This is a genomic window from Nonomuraea sp. CA-141351 (genome assembly GCF_050944675.1).
Lineage (GTDB): Bacteria > Actinomycetota > Actinomycetes > Streptosporangiales > Streptosporangiaceae > Nonomuraea.
In genome coordinates, this window is the sequence record NZ_CP191982.1 from 2,955,469 (window position 1) to 2,972,872 (window position 17,404).

Genomic DNA, 17,404 nt, shown 5'->3' on the forward strand with positions numbered 1-17,404 from the left:
AGGCGGCACCGTACGGCATCCCGCCATCACCCCGGTGAACGCGCGTCGGCTGAGCCATAGCCGACGCCCGAGGTGATGTCCAGGCGGCGCTCGCCGGTGTAGACGTTCATCGAGTTTCCGCGCAGGAACCCGATGAGCGTCAGCCCCTCCTCGGCGGCCAGTTCGACCGCGAGCGACGACGGCGCCGAGACCGCGGCGAGCGCCGGGATGCCCCCCATGACCGCTTTCTGCACCAGCTCGAACGAGGCCCGGCCCGACACCATCAGCACGGTGCCCCGCAGCGGGAGCCGACCGTCGCGCAGCGCCCAGCCGAGCAGCTTGTCCACCGCGTTGTGCCGGCCCACGTCCTCGCGCACGCACAGGGGCTCGCCGTCGGCCGTGAACAGGCCGGCCGCGTGCAGACCCCCGGTCCTGTCGAACACCCGCTGGGCCGCACGCAGCCGGTCCGGCAGGGTGACGACGGTGGACTGCGCCAGCTCGACCGGGTCGTCGCCGGCGCTCCAGCGAGCCACTGTGCGCACCGCCTCCAGCGACGCCTTGCCGCAGACGCCGCAGGAGGACGTGGTGTAGAAGTTGCGCGGGGCGGGCGCCTGGACGCCGGGCGCCAGCCGCACATCCAGGACGTTGTACGTGTTCCCGCCGTCCACCGTCGCGCCCGCGCAGTAGCGGATCGTGGCGATGTCGTCCGCCGAGCCCACGGCCCCCTCGCTGACCAGGAATCCGGCGGCCAGGTCGAAGTCGTCCCCGGGCGTACGCATGGTGACCGTCAGCGGTGTCCCGTCGAGGCGGATCTCCAGCGGCTCCTCGGCGGCCAGCGAGTCGATCCCGCGGGTGCGGGCCGTGTCCTTGACCCTCAGGATCCGTCTCTTGACGGCGACCCTAGACATAGCCGTACCCGAAGCGGCCCTTGACGCACAGGTTGCCCTTGGTCACCGGGTTGTCGTGCGGCGAGGTCACCTTGACGATCTTGTTATCCTGCACGTGCAGGGTCAGGTTGCAGCCGACCCCGCAGTAGCTGCAGATCGTGGTGGTCTCCGTCTGCTCGGACTCGTCCCAGGTGCCCTCGGCCCGCATGTCGAACTCGGTCTTGAACGACAGCGCGCCCGTCGGGCACACCTCGACGCAGTTGCCGCAGTAGACGCAGGCCGAGTCGGTGAGCGGGGCGTCGAACTCGGTGGAGATCGTCGCGTCGAAGCCCCGGCCCGCGACGCCGATGGCGAAGGTGTTCTGCCACTGGTCGCCGCAGGCGTCCACGCACTTGTAGCAGAGGATGCACTTGCTGTAGTCGCGTACGTAGAGGTCGTTGTCCACCTTGGCGGGCTGCTCCACCGAGGCCGCCTCGTCGCCGAACCTGGCGGGGTCGGCGCCGTACTCGGCCACCCATTCGGCGGCGCGAGGCGTGGTCGACATGTCCACGGAGGAGCCGAGCAGCTCCAGCACCACCTTGCGGCTCTGCCTGGCGCGCTCGGTGTCGGTGCCGACCTTCATGCCCGGCTCGGCCTTCCTGGAGCAGGCGGGCGCCAGCGTCCTGGCGCCCTCCACCTCCACGACGCAGACGCGGCAGGCGTTCTTCGGGGTCAGCGTGTCGCCGTAGCAGAGGGTCGGGATGTCCTTCCCGGCCGCCTGACAGGCGTCGAGGATCGTCGAGCCCTCCGGCACGCGTACGTCCTCGCCGTCGATCTGGACGTCGATGAGCCGCCGGGGCGGCTGAAGCGGGATCATCTGAACACCCCCAGGCGGTCGATGGCGGATTCGACGGCGTTCCATGCGGTCTGTCCCAGGCCGCAGATGGAGGCGTCGCGCATGGTCTGGCCGACCTCGCGCAGCAGCACGAGGTCGTCCTCGGAGACCCGGCTCGACAGGCGGTGCAGGGCCTCCTCCTGCCGTACGGTGCCCACCCGGCAGGGCACGCACTGGCCGCAGGACTCGTCGCGGAAGAACTCCGCGATGCGCAGCAGCAGCCGTTTCATGTCCACGCTGTCGTCGATGACGAGCACCACGCCGGAGCCGAGCGTGGCCCCCGCGTTCCTGGTGCCCTCGAAGGTGAGCGGGATGTCCAGGTCGGTGACGAACGCGCCGGCCGCGCCGCCGAGCAGCACCGCCCTGGTCGTGCCCGTGGTCCCGGCCATCTCCAGCAGTTCACGCAAGGTGGCGCCGAACGTCAGCTCGTACACGCCGGGCCGCTCGACCGCGCCCGAGACGCAGAACAGCTTCGGCTCGGCCGCCGCGTACGCCTGGGCGCCGCGCTCCAGGATCGGCAGCACGTTGACCAGCGTCTCGACGTTGTTGACCACGGTCGGCTTGCCGAACAGCCCTTTCTCCACGGGGAACGGCGGCTTGCTGCGCGGCTCGCCGCGCCTGCCCTCGATGGAGTTGAAGATCGCGGTCTCCTCGCCGCAGATGTACGCGCCCGCGCCCCTCCGCAGCTCGATGTCGAACGACAACCCCTTGCCGAGGATGTCGTCGCCGAGCAGGCCCCGCGCACGGGCGGTCGCGATGGCGTGCTGGAGGCGCGCGGTCGCACGGGGATACTCGCCTCTGATGTAGAGGTAGCCCTTGGCGCAGCCGGTGGCGTACCCGGCGATCGTCATCGCCTCCACCAGCGCGTACGGGTCGCCCTCCATGATGACCCGGTCCTTGAACGTGCCCGGCTCGCTCTCGTCGGCGTTGCACACCAGGTAGTGCGGGTGGTCGGGCTGCCGCGCGGTGGCGTCCCACTTGCGGCCGGTCGGGAACGCCGCGCCACCCCTGCCGACCAGCCCCGACTCCAGCACCTCCCGGATCACCCCGGCCGGGCCCAGCTCGAAGGCCCGCCTGAGCGCGGTGTAGCCGCCGGCCGCCCGGTAGTCGTCCAGGCTCCCGGGATCGGCCGTGCCGACCCGCCTGAGCAGGGTCAGCCCGTCCTGCCCGGCCTGCGGCACGGCCGCCGCCACCGGGGCGTCGCCCGCGACCTCGAGGCTGGGCGTGCTGCCGTTGGGGCTCGGCGTGCCGGCGATCGTGTCGGCCTGCGCGGGGGCGTACACCTGGGCCTTGGGGGGAGTGCCCGCCTCCAGAGCGAGCGCGGCGGGGGCGCGTTCGCACAGGCCCAGGCAGGGGCTCTCGTGCCACGACCGGCCCTGCGGCCCGAGCGCCTCCTCGACCCGCCTGCGTACGTCCTCTCCGCCCTTCGCCTGGCAGGCCAGGTCGGTGCAGACGTGCAGCACGCGCCTCGGGCGCGGCTCCATGGAGAACAGCGAGTAGAACGTGGCCACCCCGTACGCCTCGGCGGGCGGCACGGTGAGGCGGCGGCAGATGTACTCGAGCGCGCCCTCGCTGATCCACCCGACCCGGTCGTTGACCGCGTGCAGGGCGGGGAGCAGCAGGTCGCGCTGCGACTCGGCGCGGGCGGCGACCCGCAGGTCGGTCTCGGTCCTCGAACCGCCATCCCATGCGGTGGCGGGCGGTCCGAGCAGTGCGTCGACGGCCGCGCGCTCCTCCTCGGACGGCTCGGCGCCGCGGAACCTCAGATCCATCTGATCACCCGGCCTTAACGAGCTTCTCGACGCGTACGGCTGCCGCCTTGAACTCGGCCGTGCCCGCGATCGGGCAGGTGGCCTCGATGGTGAGCGAGTTGGTGTCCACCTCGTCCGGGAAATGCATGGTCATGAACACCAGCCCCGGCCGCAGGGCGGGGTCGATGAACACCGGCGCGACCACCGTCCCGCGCCGAGAGCTGATCCGCACCTCCTCGCCCGCGACGACGCCGAGCCGCTCGGCGTCCTCAGGACAGAGCTCCACCGTCTCGCCGCGGCGCAGGGGAGAGGCGAACCCGGACGACTGCACGCCCGTGTTGTACGAGTCGAGCCGTCTCCCGGTCGTCAGCCGCAGCGGATATTCCTCGTCCAGCAGGTCCACCGGCGGCGAGTGGCGCAGCAGCGCGAACGGCGCCGGCAGTCCCCTTTTGACCGGGTCGCTCTCCCACAACCTGCCGTGCAGGTAGGGCGGCTCCAGCGCGTCCTCGGACGGGCAGGGCCACTGGATGCCCTGCAACTCGGCCAGCCGCTGGTAGGTCATGCCCTTGTGCTGGGGCGACAGGGCGCGCAGCTCGTTCCAGACCTCCTCCGCCCCGTCGTAGTGCCAGTCGTGACCCAGCCTGCGGGCGATCTCACACATGATCCAGATGTCGTCGCGCGCCTCGCCCGGCGGCTCCACGGCCTTGCGCACCCGCTGGACCCGGCGCTCGCTGTTGGTGAACGTGCCGTCCGCCTCGCACCAGGCGGCGCTGGCGGGCAGCACGACGTCGGCCATCTGGGCGGTCTTGGTGAGGAAGATGTCCTGCACGACCAGGTGATCGAGCATGGACAGGCGCTTGATGCAGGCCAGCGAGTCCGCCTCGGACTGCACGGGGTTCTCACCGATCAGGTAGCAGGTGGTCACCTCGCCCTCGGCCATCGCCTCCAGCATCTCGGTGAGGTTGAAGCCGTACCGGGGCTGGATCTCCCTGCCCCACGCGCTTTCGAAGCGGGCCCTGACGCCCGGGTCGAGGATGTCCTGGAAGCCCGGCAGGCGGTTGGGGATGGCGCCCATGTCGCCGCCGCCCTGCACGTTGTTCTGGCCGCGCAGCGGCGACAGGCCGGAGCCGTAGCGGCCGACGTGGCCGGTGAGCAGGGCCAGGTTGATGAGGGCCCGTACGTTGTCCGTCGCGTTGTGGTGCTCGGTGATGCCGAGCGTCCAGCACAGCTGGGCGCGGTCGGCGCGGGCGTAGGCGTGGGCCAGCTCGCGGATGGCGTCCGCCGGCACGCCGGTCACCTGCTCGGCGGCGGTCAGCGTCCACGGCTCGACGGACTCCTTGAACTCCTCGAACCCGGCCGTGGCCCGCTCGATGAACGCCTCGTTGTGCAGCCCGGCGTGGATGATCTCCCTGGCGACCGCGTGGGCGAGGGGGATGTCGGTGCCCACGTTGAGCCCCAGCCACAGGTCGGCCCACTGGGCGGTGCCGGTGCGGCGCGGGTCCACCGCGAACATCCGTGCGCCGTTGCGAATGCCCTTCAACACGTGCTGGAAGAAGATGGGGTGGGCGTTGCGCGCCGCCGAGCCCCACATCACGATCACATCGGTGTCCTCCACCTCCGCGTAGGAAGAGGTGCCGCCACCGCTGCCGAACACCGCCGACAGGCCTGCCACGCTCGGCGCGTGGCAGGTGCGGTTGCAGGAGTCCACGTTGTTGGTGCCGATCACCACGCGGGTGAACTTCTGCCCGACGTAGTTCATCTCATTGGTGGAGCGGGCGCACGACAGCATGGCGAAGCTGTCGGGGCCGTGCCTCTCGATATTGCGGCGGAATCCCTCCGCCGCCCGCTCGAGCGCCTCTTCCCAGGTCGCTCTGCGAAGCACGCCGTCCTCGCGCACCAGTGGATGGGTCAGGCGGTCATAGCTCATGATCCCTCCATTCTGTATACAGGCTACGGTATTCCCGATTACACCGCGCGGACAAGGTTCGCGTTGAGCAGGTCGCTCACCGCGTGGATGGCGCGCAGCGTCGGCACCTCGGCGCCGGTGAGGTCGGCCAGCTCGACCACGGCCGCCAGCAGCACGTCGAGCTCCAGCGGCTTGCCCTTCTCCAGGTCCTGGAGCGTGGAGGTCTTGTGCTCGCCCGCCTTCTCCGCGCCCCGGATGCGGCGCTCGATCGAGATCCCCGGATCGCAGCCGACTCGCCTGGCCACCTCGACGGTCTCCCGCATCATGGCCGCGACCAGCTCCCTGGCGCCGTCGTGGCGGCAGATCCCGGCCATCGTCGCCCTGGCCAGCGCGCTGATCGGGTTGAAGGCGATGTTTCCCATGAGTTTGATCCAGACGTCGCGCCTCAGGTCGCGCTCCACCGGGCACTTCAGCCCGCCGGCGATCGCGGCCTCGCTGAAGGCCGCGCACCGCTCGGTCAGCCGGCCGTCCGGCTCGCCGATGGAGAAGCGGGTGCCTTCGAGGTGGCGGATCACGCCGGGCTGCTCGATCTCGGTGGCGGCGTACACGACGCAGCCGATGGCACGGTTCAGGGGCAGCGCGGTCGTGACCGCGCCGCCCGGGTCGACGCTCTCGATGCGGTAGCCCTCGTGGGGGCCCTTGAGCCCGTGGAAGTACCACCACGGGATGCCGTTCTGCGCGGCGATGACGCTCGTGGTCTCGTGGAGGAGTGGCTTGATCATGGGGCCGGCGGAGGCGTAGCTGTTCGCCTTGAGGCCCAGGAAGACGTGGTCCACCGGACCGACCTCGGCGGGGTCGTCGGTGGCATGGGGGTGGGCGGTGAAGTCGCCCCTGGGGGTGAGCACCCGCACACCGGCGCGGCGTATCGCCTGCAGGTGCTCGCCTCTCGCGATGAGGTGCACCTCGACTCCCGCCCGGTGGAGGGCGGCCCCCACGTATGCGCCGATGGCGCCGGCGCCAAGAACAGCGACCTTCATGCTCCGCTCCGTTCTCGCGTCGGATCGTATGTACGGAACCCCGTTACATGAGGGGGGCGGCTGGGCGCGGCCCACCTTGCATTCGGTATACAGTATGGAAAAAAGCGGGTCAAGGAGCATGCCTATGACCGTTTTGCGTGATGATCCAGTGGTGAAAACGATGTCTTGGGCCTCGGTGCGGGCCCTCGCGGCGGCCTCCGCGGTCCCGCTCGAGCCCGCCTCGGTGCTGTTGGCCGACGCCTTCGGCTGCCGCCTCGCCGCGCCGCTGACGGCGCTGGTGGCGGTGCCAGGGGTGGACGTCGCGGCGATGGACGGCTACGCGGTGGCCGGTGCCGGACCCTGGCGGGTAATGGGCCGTGTCCTGGCCGGTGGGGCCTGCTACGGGGATGAGCTCCGGCCGGGGGAGGCGGTGGAGATTGCCACCGGCGCTCCGACGCCCGCGGGCGCGTCGGCGGTGCTGCCCTACGAGCACGCGGCCGAGGTGCCGCCTCCCAGGTCGGTGGCGGTGCCCCGGGCGCGGGTGGAGGCGGAACCGGTGTGGGTGGACGGCGCCGTGGAGGCGGGGCGGCACATCCGGCGGCGCGGCGAGGACATCGCCGAGGGCGCGGTGGTGCTCGGCGCGGGCGCGGTGGTGACCCCGGTGACCCTCGGGCTGGCCGCCGCACTCGGCCACGACGAGCTATTGGTACGGCCCCGCCCGCGCGTGGCCGTGCTGGTCACGGGTGACGAGGTCGTGCACGAGGGGCTTCCCGCGCCGGGCCGGGTACGCGACGCCATCGGCCCGTTCCTGCCGGGCCTGGTGGAGTGGGCGGGAGGCCGCGTCACGGGCACGTCCCGGCTGCCCGACGGCCGGGAGCCGCTGCGCACCGCCCTCGCCGCGCTGGTGAACGCGCCGCCCTCCGCACCCACGCCTGAGGAGCCGCCGCCGCGCGCCACCGCCCCGCCGCCTGCTCCTGCCGAAGGGCGGGCGTTGATCGGCGGGCGCGGCGCGGTGAGTGCTGTGCCATCGGATGGCGTCGGCGTGACCGGAGCGGCGGCGGCCGTTGACGTCGTCATCGTTTGCGGCGCATCGTCGAAAGGACCCGCCGACCACCTCAGGTCCGTGCTCGACGACCTGGGCGCGGAAATCCTCGTCGACGGCGTCGCCGTGCGCCCGGGGCACCCGCAGCTCCTGGCAAGGCTGCCGGACGGGCCGCTGGTGGTGGGGCTGCCGGGCAACCCGTTCGCGGCGCTCGGCGCGGCGCTCACGTTGCTCGCCCCGATTCTGCGCGAACTGGCCGGGACGAGTGCCCGCAAGGAGACGTCCGCGCTGGCCGGGCCGGTGCGGGCGCATCCGCACGACACGCGGCTCGTGCCGGTGCGGAGATCGAGCCGGGGCGCGGTGCCGGTGGGGCACGATCGGCCGGGCTCGTTGTGGGGAGCGGCGCTGGCCGACGCGCTGGCCGTCGTCCCGCCGGCGTGGTCCGGTGAGCAGGTCGAGCTGATCGAGTTGCCCCCTGGGGGCTAGACAGGCCGATCGGGAGGGAGTAACCATTGCGGTCATACGGTATGCAGTATGCGGAAGACAGCGCCGGGAAAGGTGGCATGATGTCGGAAACGATCTCTGGCGGTCATCTCGTAGCCAAGGCACTCAAAGCCGAGGGCGTGGAAGTGATCTACACGCTCTGCGGCGGCCACATCATCGATATCTACGACGGCTGCGTCGATGAGGGCATCGAGGTCATCGACGTACGTCACGAGCAGGTGGCGGCGCACGCGGCGGACGGCTATGCGCGCATCACCGGCAAGCCCGGTTGCGCGGTGGTCACCGCGGGACCGGGCACGACCGACGCGGTGACCGGCGTGGCCAACGCCTTCCGCGCGGAGAGCCCGATGTTGCTCATCGGCGGCCAGGGAGCGCTGAGCCAGCACAAGATGGGCTCGCTACAGGACCTGCCGCACGTGGACATGATGACCCCGATCACCAAGTTCGCCGCCACGGTGCCCAGCACGGAGCGGGTGGCCGACATCGTGTCGATGGCCTTCAGGGAGTGCTACCACGGCGCGCCGGGCCCGTCCTTCCTGGAGATCCCGCGCGACGTGCTCGACGCGAAGGTCCCGCTGGAGAAGGCCCGCATCCCCGAGCCGGGGCACTACCGGGCATCCACGCGCCAGCAGGGCGACCCCGAGGCGATCGAGCGGCTGGCGGACCTGCTGGCGCACGCGGAGAAGCCGTGCATCCTGCTCGGGAGCCAGGTGTGGACGTGCCGGGCGACCGACGCCGCGATCGACTTCGTACGGGCCCTGAACGTGCCCGCGTACATGAACGGCTCGGGCCGCGGCACGCTCCCGCCGGGCGACCCGCACCACTTCCAGCTCAGCCGCAGGTACGCCTTCACCAACGCCGACCTGATCATCATCGTCGGCACCCCGTTCGACTTCAGGATGGGCTACGGCAAGCGCCTCTCGCCGACCGCCACCGTGGTCCAGATCGACCTCGACTACCGCACTGTCGGGAAAAATCGGGACATTGACCTGGGGATCGTGGGCGACGCGGGCCTCATCCTCGCGGCGGCGGCCCAGGCCGCCAGCGGCCGCATCGAGAACGCGGGCGCCAAGCGCAAGGAGTGGATGGACGAGCTGCGCGCGGTCGAGACCCAGGCGTACGAGAAGCGCCTGCCCCGCCAGCTCTCCGACGCCCAGCCCATCGACCCCTACCGGCTGGTCCACGAGATCAACGAGTTCCTCACCGAGGACACCATCTACATCGGCGACGGCGGCGACATCGTCACCTTCTCGGGCCAGGTCGTGCAGCCCAAGTCGCCCGGCCACTGGATGGACCCGGGACCGCTCGGCACGCTCGGCGTCGGCATGGCCTTCGCGATGGCCGCCAAGCAGGCGCGGCGCGACAAGGAGGTGCTCTGCCTGTTCGGTGACGGCGCCTTCAGCCTGACCGGGTGGGACTTCGAGACCATGGTCCGCTTCGACCTGCCGTTCATCGGGGTCATCGGCAACAACTCGTCCATGAACCAGATCAGGTACGGCCAGGCCGCCAAGTACGGCGAGGACCGCGCTCGCGTCGGCAACACCCTCGGCGACATCCGCTACGGCGACTTCGCCAAGCTCCTCGGCGGCCACGGCGAGGAGGTGCGCGACCCGGCCGAGATCCGCCCCGCGCTCGAGCGGGCCAGGGAGTCGGGCAAGCCCTCGCTGATCAACGTGTGGGTGGATCCGGAGGTCTATGCCCCCGGAACCATGAACCAGACGATGTACAAATGATCTCCTCCTCCACACGAGTGCAGAAGATGCTTCCCGTCATACCGAGCGACCAGTATCCGGGGGTTCGCGCTTCACAGACTGCCCACCGGCCAGGTCTCCACGCGCTGTCACCGCCGATCCAGCGGCCTAGCTGTACCAACAATACGGAAACGATCTCGCCGACAGGCTTGGTTATGCCCTGCCCGCTCGACCAGCGACAACCATATCCAGTCGAGAAGAAGCTCACAAGCCGTATGCGGTAAGTCGCGTTCCGTCAGGGAGATTGAAGATGTCCAAAGCATTGGACGGTGTTCGCGTCCTCGACATGACCCACGTCCAGTCGGGCCCGTCCTGCACCCAGCTGCTCGCCTGGCTGGGCGCGGACGTGGTCAAGCTGGAGGCCCCGACCGGCGACATCACCCGGCAGCAGCTCCGCGACCTGCCGGGCGTCGACAGCCTCTACTTCACGATGCTCAACTGCAACAAGCGCAGCATCACCCTCAACATGAAGAGCGAGCGCGGCAAGGAGATCTTCACCGAGCTGGTGAAGAGCGCCGACATCCTCGTGGAGAACTTCGGCCCGGGCGCGGTAGACCGCATGGGCTTCACCTGGGAGCGACTCCAGGAGCTCAACCCGCGCCTGATCTACGCCTCGATCAAGGGCTTCGGCACCGGCAGGTACGCCAAGTTCAAGGCGTACGAGGTGATCGCCCAGGCCATGGGCGGCTCGATGAGCACCACCGGCTTCGAGGAGGGCCCGCCGCTGGCCACCGGGGCTCAGATCGGCGACTCGGGCACCGGGATCCACACGGTGGCCGGCATCCTGGCCGCCCTCTACCAGCGCCAGCAGACCGGTCGCGGGCAGCGCGTACAGGTGGCCATGCAGCACGCCGTGCTGAACCTGTGCCGCGTCAAGCTCCGCGACCAGCAGCGCCTGGCGCACGGCCCGCTGCGCGAGTACCCGAACAAGACGTTCGGCGACGAGGTGCCCCGCTCGGGCAACGCCAGCGGCGGCGGCCAGCCCGGCTGGGCGGTGCGCTGCGCGCCCGGCGGCCCGAACGACTACATCTACGTCATCGTGCAGCCGGTCGGCTGGAAGCCGATCTCGACCATCATCGGCCGCCCCGAACTGGCCGACGACCCCGAGTGGGCGACGCCGGAGGCGCGGCTGTCGAAGCTGGACAAGATGTTCCAGCTCATCGAGGAGTGGACGATCCGCCACGACAAGTGGACGGTCCTCGACCGGCTCAACGCCGAGAACATCCCGTGCGGGCCGATCCTGTCCACCAAGGAGCTGGTCGAGGACGAGAGCCTGCGTAATGAGGGCATCGTCGTCACGGTCGACCACCCGGAACGCGGCGAGTTCGTGACCGTCGGCAGCCCGCTGCAGTTGTCGGACTCGCCGGTGGACGTCGTCACCCCGCCCCTGCTCGGCGAGCACAACCAGGAGATCTACGGCGAGCTCGGCGTGAGCGCCGATGAGCTGGTCGAGCTGAAGACGAACGGAGTCATCTAGTGGTCCGCGAAGTCATAGAGAAGGCGCTCGCCGAGGGCCGCACGGCCCTGACGGCTCCCGAAGGGCGCAGGCTGTGCGAGGAGTACGGCATCGCCACGCCGGGGGAGGGGCTGGCCGCCTCGGCCGACCAGGCCGCGGAGATCGCGGAGAAGATCGGCCTTCCGGTCGTCCTGAAGATCGTCTCGCCGGACATCCTGCACAAGACCGAAGCCGGCGGCGTCCTGGTCGGACTCAAGACCGTGGAGGAGGTCCGCGAGGGGTACGACACGATCTTGGCCAACGCCCGCGCCTACAACCCCGACGCCAAGATCGACGGCATCCAGGTGCAGCAGCTCGTCGGCGGCGGCCACGAGGTCATCATCGGCGCCGTCACCGATCCCACCTTCGGCAAGGTGATCGCCTTCGGGCTGGGCGGCGTCCTGGTCGAGGTGCTCAAGGACGTGACCTTCCGCCTTGCCCCGGTTTCGGGCGAAGATGCCCTTGGGATGCTGGACGACATCAGGGCGGCGGAAGTGCTCCGTGGTGCCCGTGGCGCGGAGCCCGCCGACCGGGAGGCACTCGCGGAGCTGATCGAGCGCGTCGGCAGGCTGGTCTCCGACTTCCCCGAGATCGTCGAGGTGGACCTCAACCCCGTCTTCGCCGACGCGAACGGCGCTGTCGCCGCCGACGTGCGCATCCTCATCGGCGACAAGCCCGCCGAGGTCGCCCGGCTGCCGCGCGAGGAGATCCTCCGGCAGATGACGCGGATCTTCAAGCCGCGCTCGGTCGCCGTGATCGGTGCCTCCGCCGAGACCGGCAAGATCGGCAACTCGGTCATGCGCAACCTCATCAACGGCGGCTACCAGGGCGAGATCTTCCCGATCAACCCCAAGGCCGACGAGATCATGGGGCTGACCGCGTACAAGAGCATCTCGGACGTCCCGGGCGACGTGGACGTGGCCGTGTTCGCGATCCCCGCCAAGTTCGTGGCACCCGCGCTGGAGGAGGTGGGGAAGAAGGGCGTGGCGGGCGCCGTCATGATCCCGTCGGGGTTCGCCGAGACGGGGAACGTCGAGGGCCAGAAGGAGATCGTCGAGATCGCGCGCAGGCACGGCGTGCGCATGCTCGGGCCGAACATCTACGGCTACTACTACACGCCGGAGAACCTCTGTGCGACGTTCTGCACCCCGTACGACGTCAAGGGCAGCGTGGCGCTGACCTCGCAGAGCGGCGGCATCGGCATGGCCATCCTGGGCTTCAGCCGGACCACCAAGATGGGCGTCTCGGCCATCGTCGGCGTCGGCAACAAGGCCGACGTGGACGAGGACGACCTGCTGACCTTCTTCGAGCAGGACGACAACACCAAGGCCGTGGCCATGCACCTGGAGGACCTCAAGGACGGCCGCGGCTTCGTCGAGGCCGCACGCAGGGTCGTCAAGCAGAAGCCGGTCATCGTGCTCAAGGCCGGCCGCACCGCGATGGGCGCGCGGGCGGCGGGGTCGCACACGGGCGCGCTGGCGGGCGACGACAAGGTGTACGACGACATCCTGCGGCAGGCCGGGGTGGTGCGCGCTCCCGGGCTGAACGACATGCTCGAGTACGCCCGCGCGCTGCCGATCCTGCCCGCCCCCAAGGGCGAGAACGTCGTCATCATCACCGGGGCGGGCGGCTCCGGCGTGCTGCTGTCGGACGCCATCGTGGACGCCGGGCTGACGCTCATGGACATCCCGCCCGACCTGGACACGGCGTTCCGCGCCTACATCCCGCCGTTCGGCGCGGCGGGCAACCCCATCGACATCACCGGCGGCGAACCACCCTCCACGTACGAGAACACGGTCCGCCTCGGCCTGGCCGACGAGCGCATCCACGCGCTCGTCCTGGGCTACTGGCACACGATCGTGACGCCGCCGATGGTCTTCGCCGAACTCATCGCCCGCGTGGTGGCGGAGGAGCGGGCGAAGGGCAACGTGAAGCCGGTCGTGGCGTCGCTCGCCGGCGACACCGAAGTAGAGGAGGCCAGCGAGTTCCTGTTTGAGCACGGCGTGGTCGCGTACCCGTACACGACGGAGAAGCCCGTGGCGGTCCTCGGTGCGAAGTACCGCTGGGCCAGGGCTGCCGGACTGCTGCGCTAAGAGCCGAGTGCAGCAGCGGCGGGCGAGGGGGCTAATCGGGGCGCACGAGGAAGCAACAACCCCCCAGGAGGTCCGTAGGTGGACACATCGAAAACACCACCGGCGACGGCCACGCCGCCGGTCGAGGACGAACGAGTATGGAAAGCGGGCCGGCTTGAGCCGATGCCCATCAGGAAGCTGCCCGACGCGCCTCCGTCGGTGCACATTCTCGGGCCGACGGTCTTCCTCGTCGCGCTGGGCGTGGGCATGGGCGAGTCGTACATGTGGCCCAGACTGGTGCTGCTGTTCGGGCCCGAGATCAGATGGCTGTTCCTGATCGGCGTCACGCTGCAGGCCGTGGTGATGCTGGAGATGGCGCGGTACGCCATGGCCACGGGGGAGAGCATCTTCTCTGGCGCGGCCAGGGTGTTCAAGCCGATCATGTGGTTCTTCTTCATCGTGGCCATCGCCGTCTACATCTGGCCGGGACACCTCTCGGCGGGAGCGGCGGCGTTCGAGGAGATCACCGGCATCCCGTGGGTGGTGACCGCCATCGTCGGGCTCGTGCTGGTCGGGGTGGTGTTCAGCCTGGCCAAGGTGATCTACAACGTGCTGGAGAACGTGTTGTCGCTGCTCATCGGCGCGCTCGTGATCGGCACGGCGGTGGTCGCGGCCATGGTCGGGTCCTGGGGTGACGTGGTCTCCACGATCAGTGGCATGTTCTCCTTCGGCTACTTCCCGTCGGAGGCCATGTCGGCGGCCTGGTTCCCGGTCATCGTGGGCGCGTGCGCCTTCGCCGGACCCTCCGGTATGCAGCAGATGTGGTACACGCTGCACCTGCGTGACTCCGGGGCCGGCATGGGCGCGCACATCCCGCAGGTCCGCGGGCTGCGGCACGCGGCTGAGGAAGAGGAGCGGCCCTCGCGCGGGTTCATGTTCGACACCGAGGACCCGGCCGAGATGGCCAAGTGGAAGGGCTGGCGGCGCTGGGTCACGTTCGACGCGCTGCTGCTGTTCTGGGGCATCACCATGCTGGTGACGATCTCGTTCACGGTGATCGCGCAGTCGGCCGCGCGGCTGAACCCGGGCGTGCGCGCGGCCATCCAGGGCGACGACCGCGAGGTGGCGCTCACCGCGATGGCCAACGCCGTCTCGCATGCGGGCAGCTCGGTGCTCGGGGGAGTGTTCCTCGGGTTCATCGCGCTGATCGGGCTGAACGCGACTCTGGGGCTGTTCGACTCCTTCTCCCGGGGTCAGGCGGACATGACGTACAACTTCATCCCCGGAGCGAAGAAGCTGGGCATGTCCCGCCTGTACGGGATCTTCCTCTGGGGCGTGATCATCTTCGGCATCCTGATCCTGCTGTTCGGGCCGGCCGACGGGCCGAGCGGGATCCTGGACACGCTGGCGTTCCTGTCGACGTTCGCGATGGGGGCGTACTGCGTGACGCTGCTCCTGGTCAACAACCGCATGCTGCCCAAGCCGATCAGGCCCAAGTGGTGGACGAACGTGATCATCGGGTGTGGGGCGGTGTTCTACTTAGGGATGCTGTTCTACAGCCTGTTCGCCTTCGGCGTGGTCGTGGGCTGATGGACGGACGGCACAGCCTCGAACTCGCCCTGCCAGGGGCGTCGATCGGAGCCGTCGCCGGAGCCATGGCCGGTGGGCTGACCCTGTTCGCGGGGCAGCCCATCGGGATGGCCGCGATGTCGGCACTGTCGCTCGCCTTACCGCTCGCCCTTTTCGGCGGCCTGTACGGCGTGCTGCTCGGCCACGGCGTGTTCCGTCCGGGGACCTTCGGACCTGTCGGCCTGTACTGGGTTGCGGCCTTTCCCGTGTCCCGGCTGGCTCAGGAGAGCCTGATCGGGGTCGGCCTGGCCGACGGCGTGCTGCCGTTCCTGGCGTACCAGGCGATGGTCAGCCTCGGCTTCGCGATCGGCTTCGTCTGGCTGCACGAGCGGCTCATGCCGCACTGGCTGGTGCGCTGCGCCGGCACCAATCCGCTGGCCAAGGACTTGCTCGGCGTCTACGTCCGGCACGCGGGGATGCTGCGCGCACGAAGGGGGCGGCGGCGGTGAACCTGCCCGTCTGGATCTGGCTGGCCACGATCGGCGGCTTCGCGCTCGTGGTCGCGTTGGACTTCTGGATCGTCGCCAGGAAGCCGCACGAGCCCTCACTCAAGGAGTGCGTGGCCTGGGTCTCGTTCTACGTCGGCCTGGCCGCGGTGTTCGGCGCCGGCCTGCTGCTGCTGTCGGGCCCCGCGCACGGCGGCGAGTTCTTCGCCGGGTGGATCACCGAGTACTCGCTCAGCGTGGACAACCTCTTCGTCTTCCTGCTGATCATGAGCCGCTTCCAGGTGCCACGGCAGTACCGGCAGAAGGTGCTGCTCATCGGCATCATCCTGGCGCTGGGGATGCGTGGCGCGTTCATCGCGGCCGGCGCGGAGGCGGTGACCAGGTTCGACTGGCTCTTCTACGTGTTCGGCGCCTTCCTCGTCTACACCGCGTGGAAGCTGGTCGGGCACGAGGACGAGGAGGCCGAGTTCTCCGAGAACATCGCCCTGCGCGCGGTGCGCCGGGTGCTCCCGACGACGGACACCTACCACGGCGCCCGCCTCACCGTGCACCTCGGGCGCAGGATGGTCACCCCGATGCTGATCGTCATGGTCGCCATCGGGACCACAGACCTGCTCTTCGCGCTCGACTCCATCCCGGCCATCTTCGGCCTCACCAAGGAGCCCTACCTGGTCTTCACCGCCAACGCCTTCGCCCTCATGGGGCTGCGGCAGCTCTTCTTCCTCATCGGCGGGCTGCTCGACCGGCTCGTCTACCTGAGCAAGGGGCTGTCGGTGGTGCTGGCCTTCATCGGCGTGAAGCTGATCCTCGAGGCCCTGCACCACGACGGCGTGTCGTGGGCACCGAAGATCCCGATCCTGGTGTCCCTCGGTGTCATCGTCGGCACCCTCGCCGTCACCACGGTGCTGAGCCTGATCAAGTCGGCTCGTGACGCCAGGGCATCTCAGTCGGAGGAGGTGGAGCCCGAGCCTGTCGAGCGCTGACCACGCCGCGGTCGGGGCCTGTCGCCCCTGCCGCGGCTCAGTGCCGTGGGCAATTGTGTACGTCGTGCTCCGCGGCGGCCCACTCACGCAGGTAGCGGTCGGCGTCGTCGGCGGAGTTGTACTTCCTGAGCGCCGTGCTCAGGCCCAGGCCGATCGCTCGGCCGTCCGCTGCCTGACCAGGGGGATCACCCAGGAGAAAGCGGATGAACGCCTTCATGGTCATGCACCTCCCATCTGTCTGGCTCCATCCTCTACCCGAGGTGTTTCGGAGCATGTGGCCTTCTGTGAACGTCAGGTCAACCGAGCTGCCGCGGGCGGCGCCGGCGTACCGGCTTGGGCGCGGGCTCGACCGGCTCCTTCTCGCGCTGCGCCAGGTAGGAGGCGCGGGTGTGCTCGGTGTGCTCGCGCATGATCTTCGCCGCGCGGCGCTCGTCACCCGCCTCGATGGCGTCGATCAGCGAGGTGTGCTCCTCCCACGAGGCCATGCCGCGCTGGCGGGCCACCGGCGTGTGATACCACCGCACCCGCCTGGCCACCTGGCTGGCCAGCTCCGAGAGGACCTTGTTGCCCGACAGGGCGGTCACCAGGGCGTGCAGCTCGGAGTTGGTCGCCACGGCGGCCTCGACGTCGTCGGACTCCACCGCCGCGATGCCCCGCGCGCACAGGGCGCGCAGCCGCTTGACGCCGTCCTCGCCCGCGTGCTCGGCGGCCAGCCTGGCGGACTCGGTCTCCAGCAGCGTGCGGACGGCCAGCAGCTGGTCGGCCTCCTCCAGCGTCGGGACATGCACGAACGCGCCCTGCCCGGGGAACAGGTCCACCCAGCCCTCGCCACTGAGCTGCTGCAACGCCTCGCGGACCGGCTGCCTGGAGACTCCCAGCAGCTCGGCCAGCTCGCTCTCGACGAGGTGCTGTCCTGGCTTGAGCTGCCCGGAGACGATGAGCTCTTGGATAGCCTCGATAACGCTCTCTCTGAGAGTGGCAGGGCGGGGAATCTTGGCGGCCGCCGCCTGACCGGCCTGATCCGACAGCAACATGGTCACGACTCCAGGGGCTGCGTTTAAGGTTTTTC

The 17,404-nt window shown here is 69.9% G+C and carries 14 protein-coding genes; 7 read left to right on the top strand and 7 right to left on the bottom strand.

Annotated features, from left to right (window positions below):
• Positions 1-26: 26 nt before the first annotated feature.
• The 5 genes from fdhD to ACQPWU_RS14420 are packed head-to-tail and all read right to left on the bottom strand — an operon-like array spanning position 27 to position 6,434.
• Positions 27-887, bottom strand: coding sequence for a formate dehydrogenase accessory sulfurtransferase FdhD (gene fdhD, locus ACQPWU_RS14400; RefSeq protein WP_433440085.1), 861 nt, complete (start codon positions 885-887; stop codon positions 27-29).
• Complete coding sequence (locus ACQPWU_RS14405) at positions 880-1,722, bottom strand: 2Fe-2S iron-sulfur cluster-binding protein (RefSeq protein ID WP_433440087.1); 843 nt, start codon at positions 1,720-1,722, stop codon at positions 880-882. The genes fdhD and ACQPWU_RS14405 overlap by 8 nt, the downstream gene beginning before the upstream one ends.
• A complete protein-coding gene (locus tag ACQPWU_RS14410; RefSeq protein WP_433440088.1) occupies positions 1,719-3,512 on the bottom strand; it encodes an NAD(P)H-dependent oxidoreductase subunit E in 1,794 nt (597 codons plus the stop codon). Before ACQPWU_RS14410 ends, ACQPWU_RS14405 begins: the two co-directional genes overlap by 4 nt.
• A 4-nt stretch (positions 3,513-3,516) precedes the next feature.
• Entirely contained in the window at positions 3,517-5,418 is a 1,902-nt protein-coding gene (locus tag ACQPWU_RS14415; protein ID WP_433440090.1) for a molybdopterin oxidoreductase family protein, read from the bottom strand.
• A 38-nt stretch (positions 5,419-5,456) separates the two neighbouring features.
• Complete coding sequence (locus ACQPWU_RS14420; protein WP_433440092.1) at positions 5,457-6,434, bottom strand: 2-dehydropantoate 2-reductase; 978 nt, start codon at positions 6,432-6,434, stop codon at positions 5,457-5,459.
• Positions 6,435-6,582: 148 nt separating this feature from the next.
• On the opposite strand from ACQPWU_RS14420, the gene ACQPWU_RS14425 reads away from it, so the two are divergent.
• The 7 genes from ACQPWU_RS14425 (at position 6,583) to ACQPWU_RS14455 (ending at position 16,335) form a co-directional block, all read left to right on the top strand.
• Positions 6,583-7,941, top strand: a complete 1,359-nt coding sequence (locus ACQPWU_RS14425) for a molybdopterin molybdotransferase MoeA (protein WP_433445212.1) — start codon at positions 6,583-6,585, stop codon at positions 7,939-7,941.
• A 77-nt stretch (positions 7,942-8,018) separates the two neighbouring features.
• A complete protein-coding gene (locus tag ACQPWU_RS14430; protein WP_433440094.1) occupies positions 8,019-9,692 on the top strand; it encodes a thiamine pyrophosphate-binding protein in 1,674 nt (557 codons plus the stop codon).
• A 268-nt stretch (positions 9,693-9,960) separates the two neighbouring features.
• Positions 9,961-11,187, top strand: coding sequence for a formyl-CoA transferase (frc, locus tag ACQPWU_RS14435; RefSeq protein WP_433440096.1), 1,227 nt, complete (start codon positions 9,961-9,963; stop codon positions 11,185-11,187).
• On the top strand, positions 11,187-13,298 hold the full coding sequence (locus ACQPWU_RS14440) for an acetate--CoA ligase family protein (protein WP_433440098.1): 2,112 nt from the start codon (positions 11,187-11,189) through the stop codon (positions 13,296-13,298). Before frc ends, ACQPWU_RS14440 begins: the two co-directional genes overlap by 1 nt.
• Positions 13,299-13,376: 78 nt before the next feature.
• A complete protein-coding gene (locus tag ACQPWU_RS14445) occupies positions 13,377-14,867 on the top strand; it encodes an Nramp family divalent metal transporter (RefSeq protein WP_433440100.1) in 1,491 nt (496 codons plus the stop codon).
• The gene (locus tag ACQPWU_RS14450) at positions 14,867-15,355 is read left to right on the top strand and encodes a hypothetical protein (RefSeq protein ID WP_433440102.1); all 489 of its coding nucleotides are present in this window, start codon (positions 14,867-14,869) and stop codon (positions 15,353-15,355) included. Before ACQPWU_RS14445 ends, ACQPWU_RS14450 begins: the two co-directional genes overlap by 1 nt.
• Positions 15,352-16,335, top strand: coding sequence for a TerC family protein (locus ACQPWU_RS14455; protein WP_433440104.1), 984 nt, complete (start codon positions 15,352-15,354; stop codon positions 16,333-16,335). The genes ACQPWU_RS14450 and ACQPWU_RS14455 overlap by 4 nt, the downstream gene beginning before the upstream one ends.
• A 37-nt stretch (positions 16,336-16,372) precedes the next feature.
• Here ACQPWU_RS14455 and ACQPWU_RS14460 read toward each other — a convergent pair whose 3' ends face one another.
• Complete coding sequence (locus ACQPWU_RS14460) at positions 16,373-16,552, bottom strand: hypothetical protein (protein ID WP_360701777.1); 180 nt, start codon at positions 16,550-16,552, stop codon at positions 16,373-16,375.
• A 79-nt stretch (positions 16,553-16,631) separates the two neighbouring features.
• Positions 16,632-17,369: a GntR family transcriptional regulator gene (locus ACQPWU_RS14465; RefSeq protein WP_360701774.1), complete on the bottom strand. Its 738-nt coding sequence runs from the start codon at positions 17,367-17,369 to the stop codon at positions 16,632-16,634.
• Positions 17,370-17,404: the final 35 nt, after the last annotated feature.

Bases quoted from the DNA above. Each gene is read 5' to 3' on its own strand.
- fdhD (WP_433440085.1), bottom strand. From the start codon at position 887: ATGTCTAGGGTCGCCGTCAAGAGACGGATCCTGAGGGTCAAGGACACG.
- ACQPWU_RS14405 (WP_433440087.1), bottom strand. From the start codon at position 1,722: ATGATCCCGCTTCAGCCGCCCCGGCGGCTCATCGACGTCCAGATCGAC.
- ACQPWU_RS14410 (WP_433440088.1), bottom strand. From the start codon at position 3,512: ATGGATCTGAGGTTCCGCGGCGCCGAGCCGTCCGAGGAGGAGCGCGCG.
- ACQPWU_RS14415 (WP_433440090.1), bottom strand. From the start codon at position 5,418: ATGAGCTATGACCGCCTGACCCATCCACTGGTGCGCGAGGACGGCGTG.
- ACQPWU_RS14420 (WP_433440092.1), bottom strand. From the start codon at position 6,434: ATGAAGGTCGCTGTTCTTGGCGCCGGCGCCATCGGCGCATACGTGGGG.
- ACQPWU_RS14430 (WP_433440094.1), top strand. From the start codon at position 8,019: ATGATGTCGGAAACGATCTCTGGCGGTCATCTCGTAGCCAAGGCACTC.
- frc (WP_433440096.1), top strand. From the start codon at position 9,961: ATGTCCAAAGCATTGGACGGTGTTCGCGTCCTCGACATGACCCACGTC.
- ACQPWU_RS14450 (WP_433440102.1), top strand. From the start codon at position 14,867: ATGGACGGACGGCACAGCCTCGAACTCGCCCTGCCAGGGGCGTCGATC.
- ACQPWU_RS14460 (WP_360701777.1), bottom strand. From the start codon at position 16,552: ATGAAGGCGTTCATCCGCTTTCTCCTGGGTGATCCCCCTGGTCAGGCA.
- ACQPWU_RS14465 (WP_360701774.1), bottom strand. From the start codon at position 17,369: ATGTTGCTGTCGGATCAGGCCGGTCAGGCGGCGGCCGCCAAGATTCCC.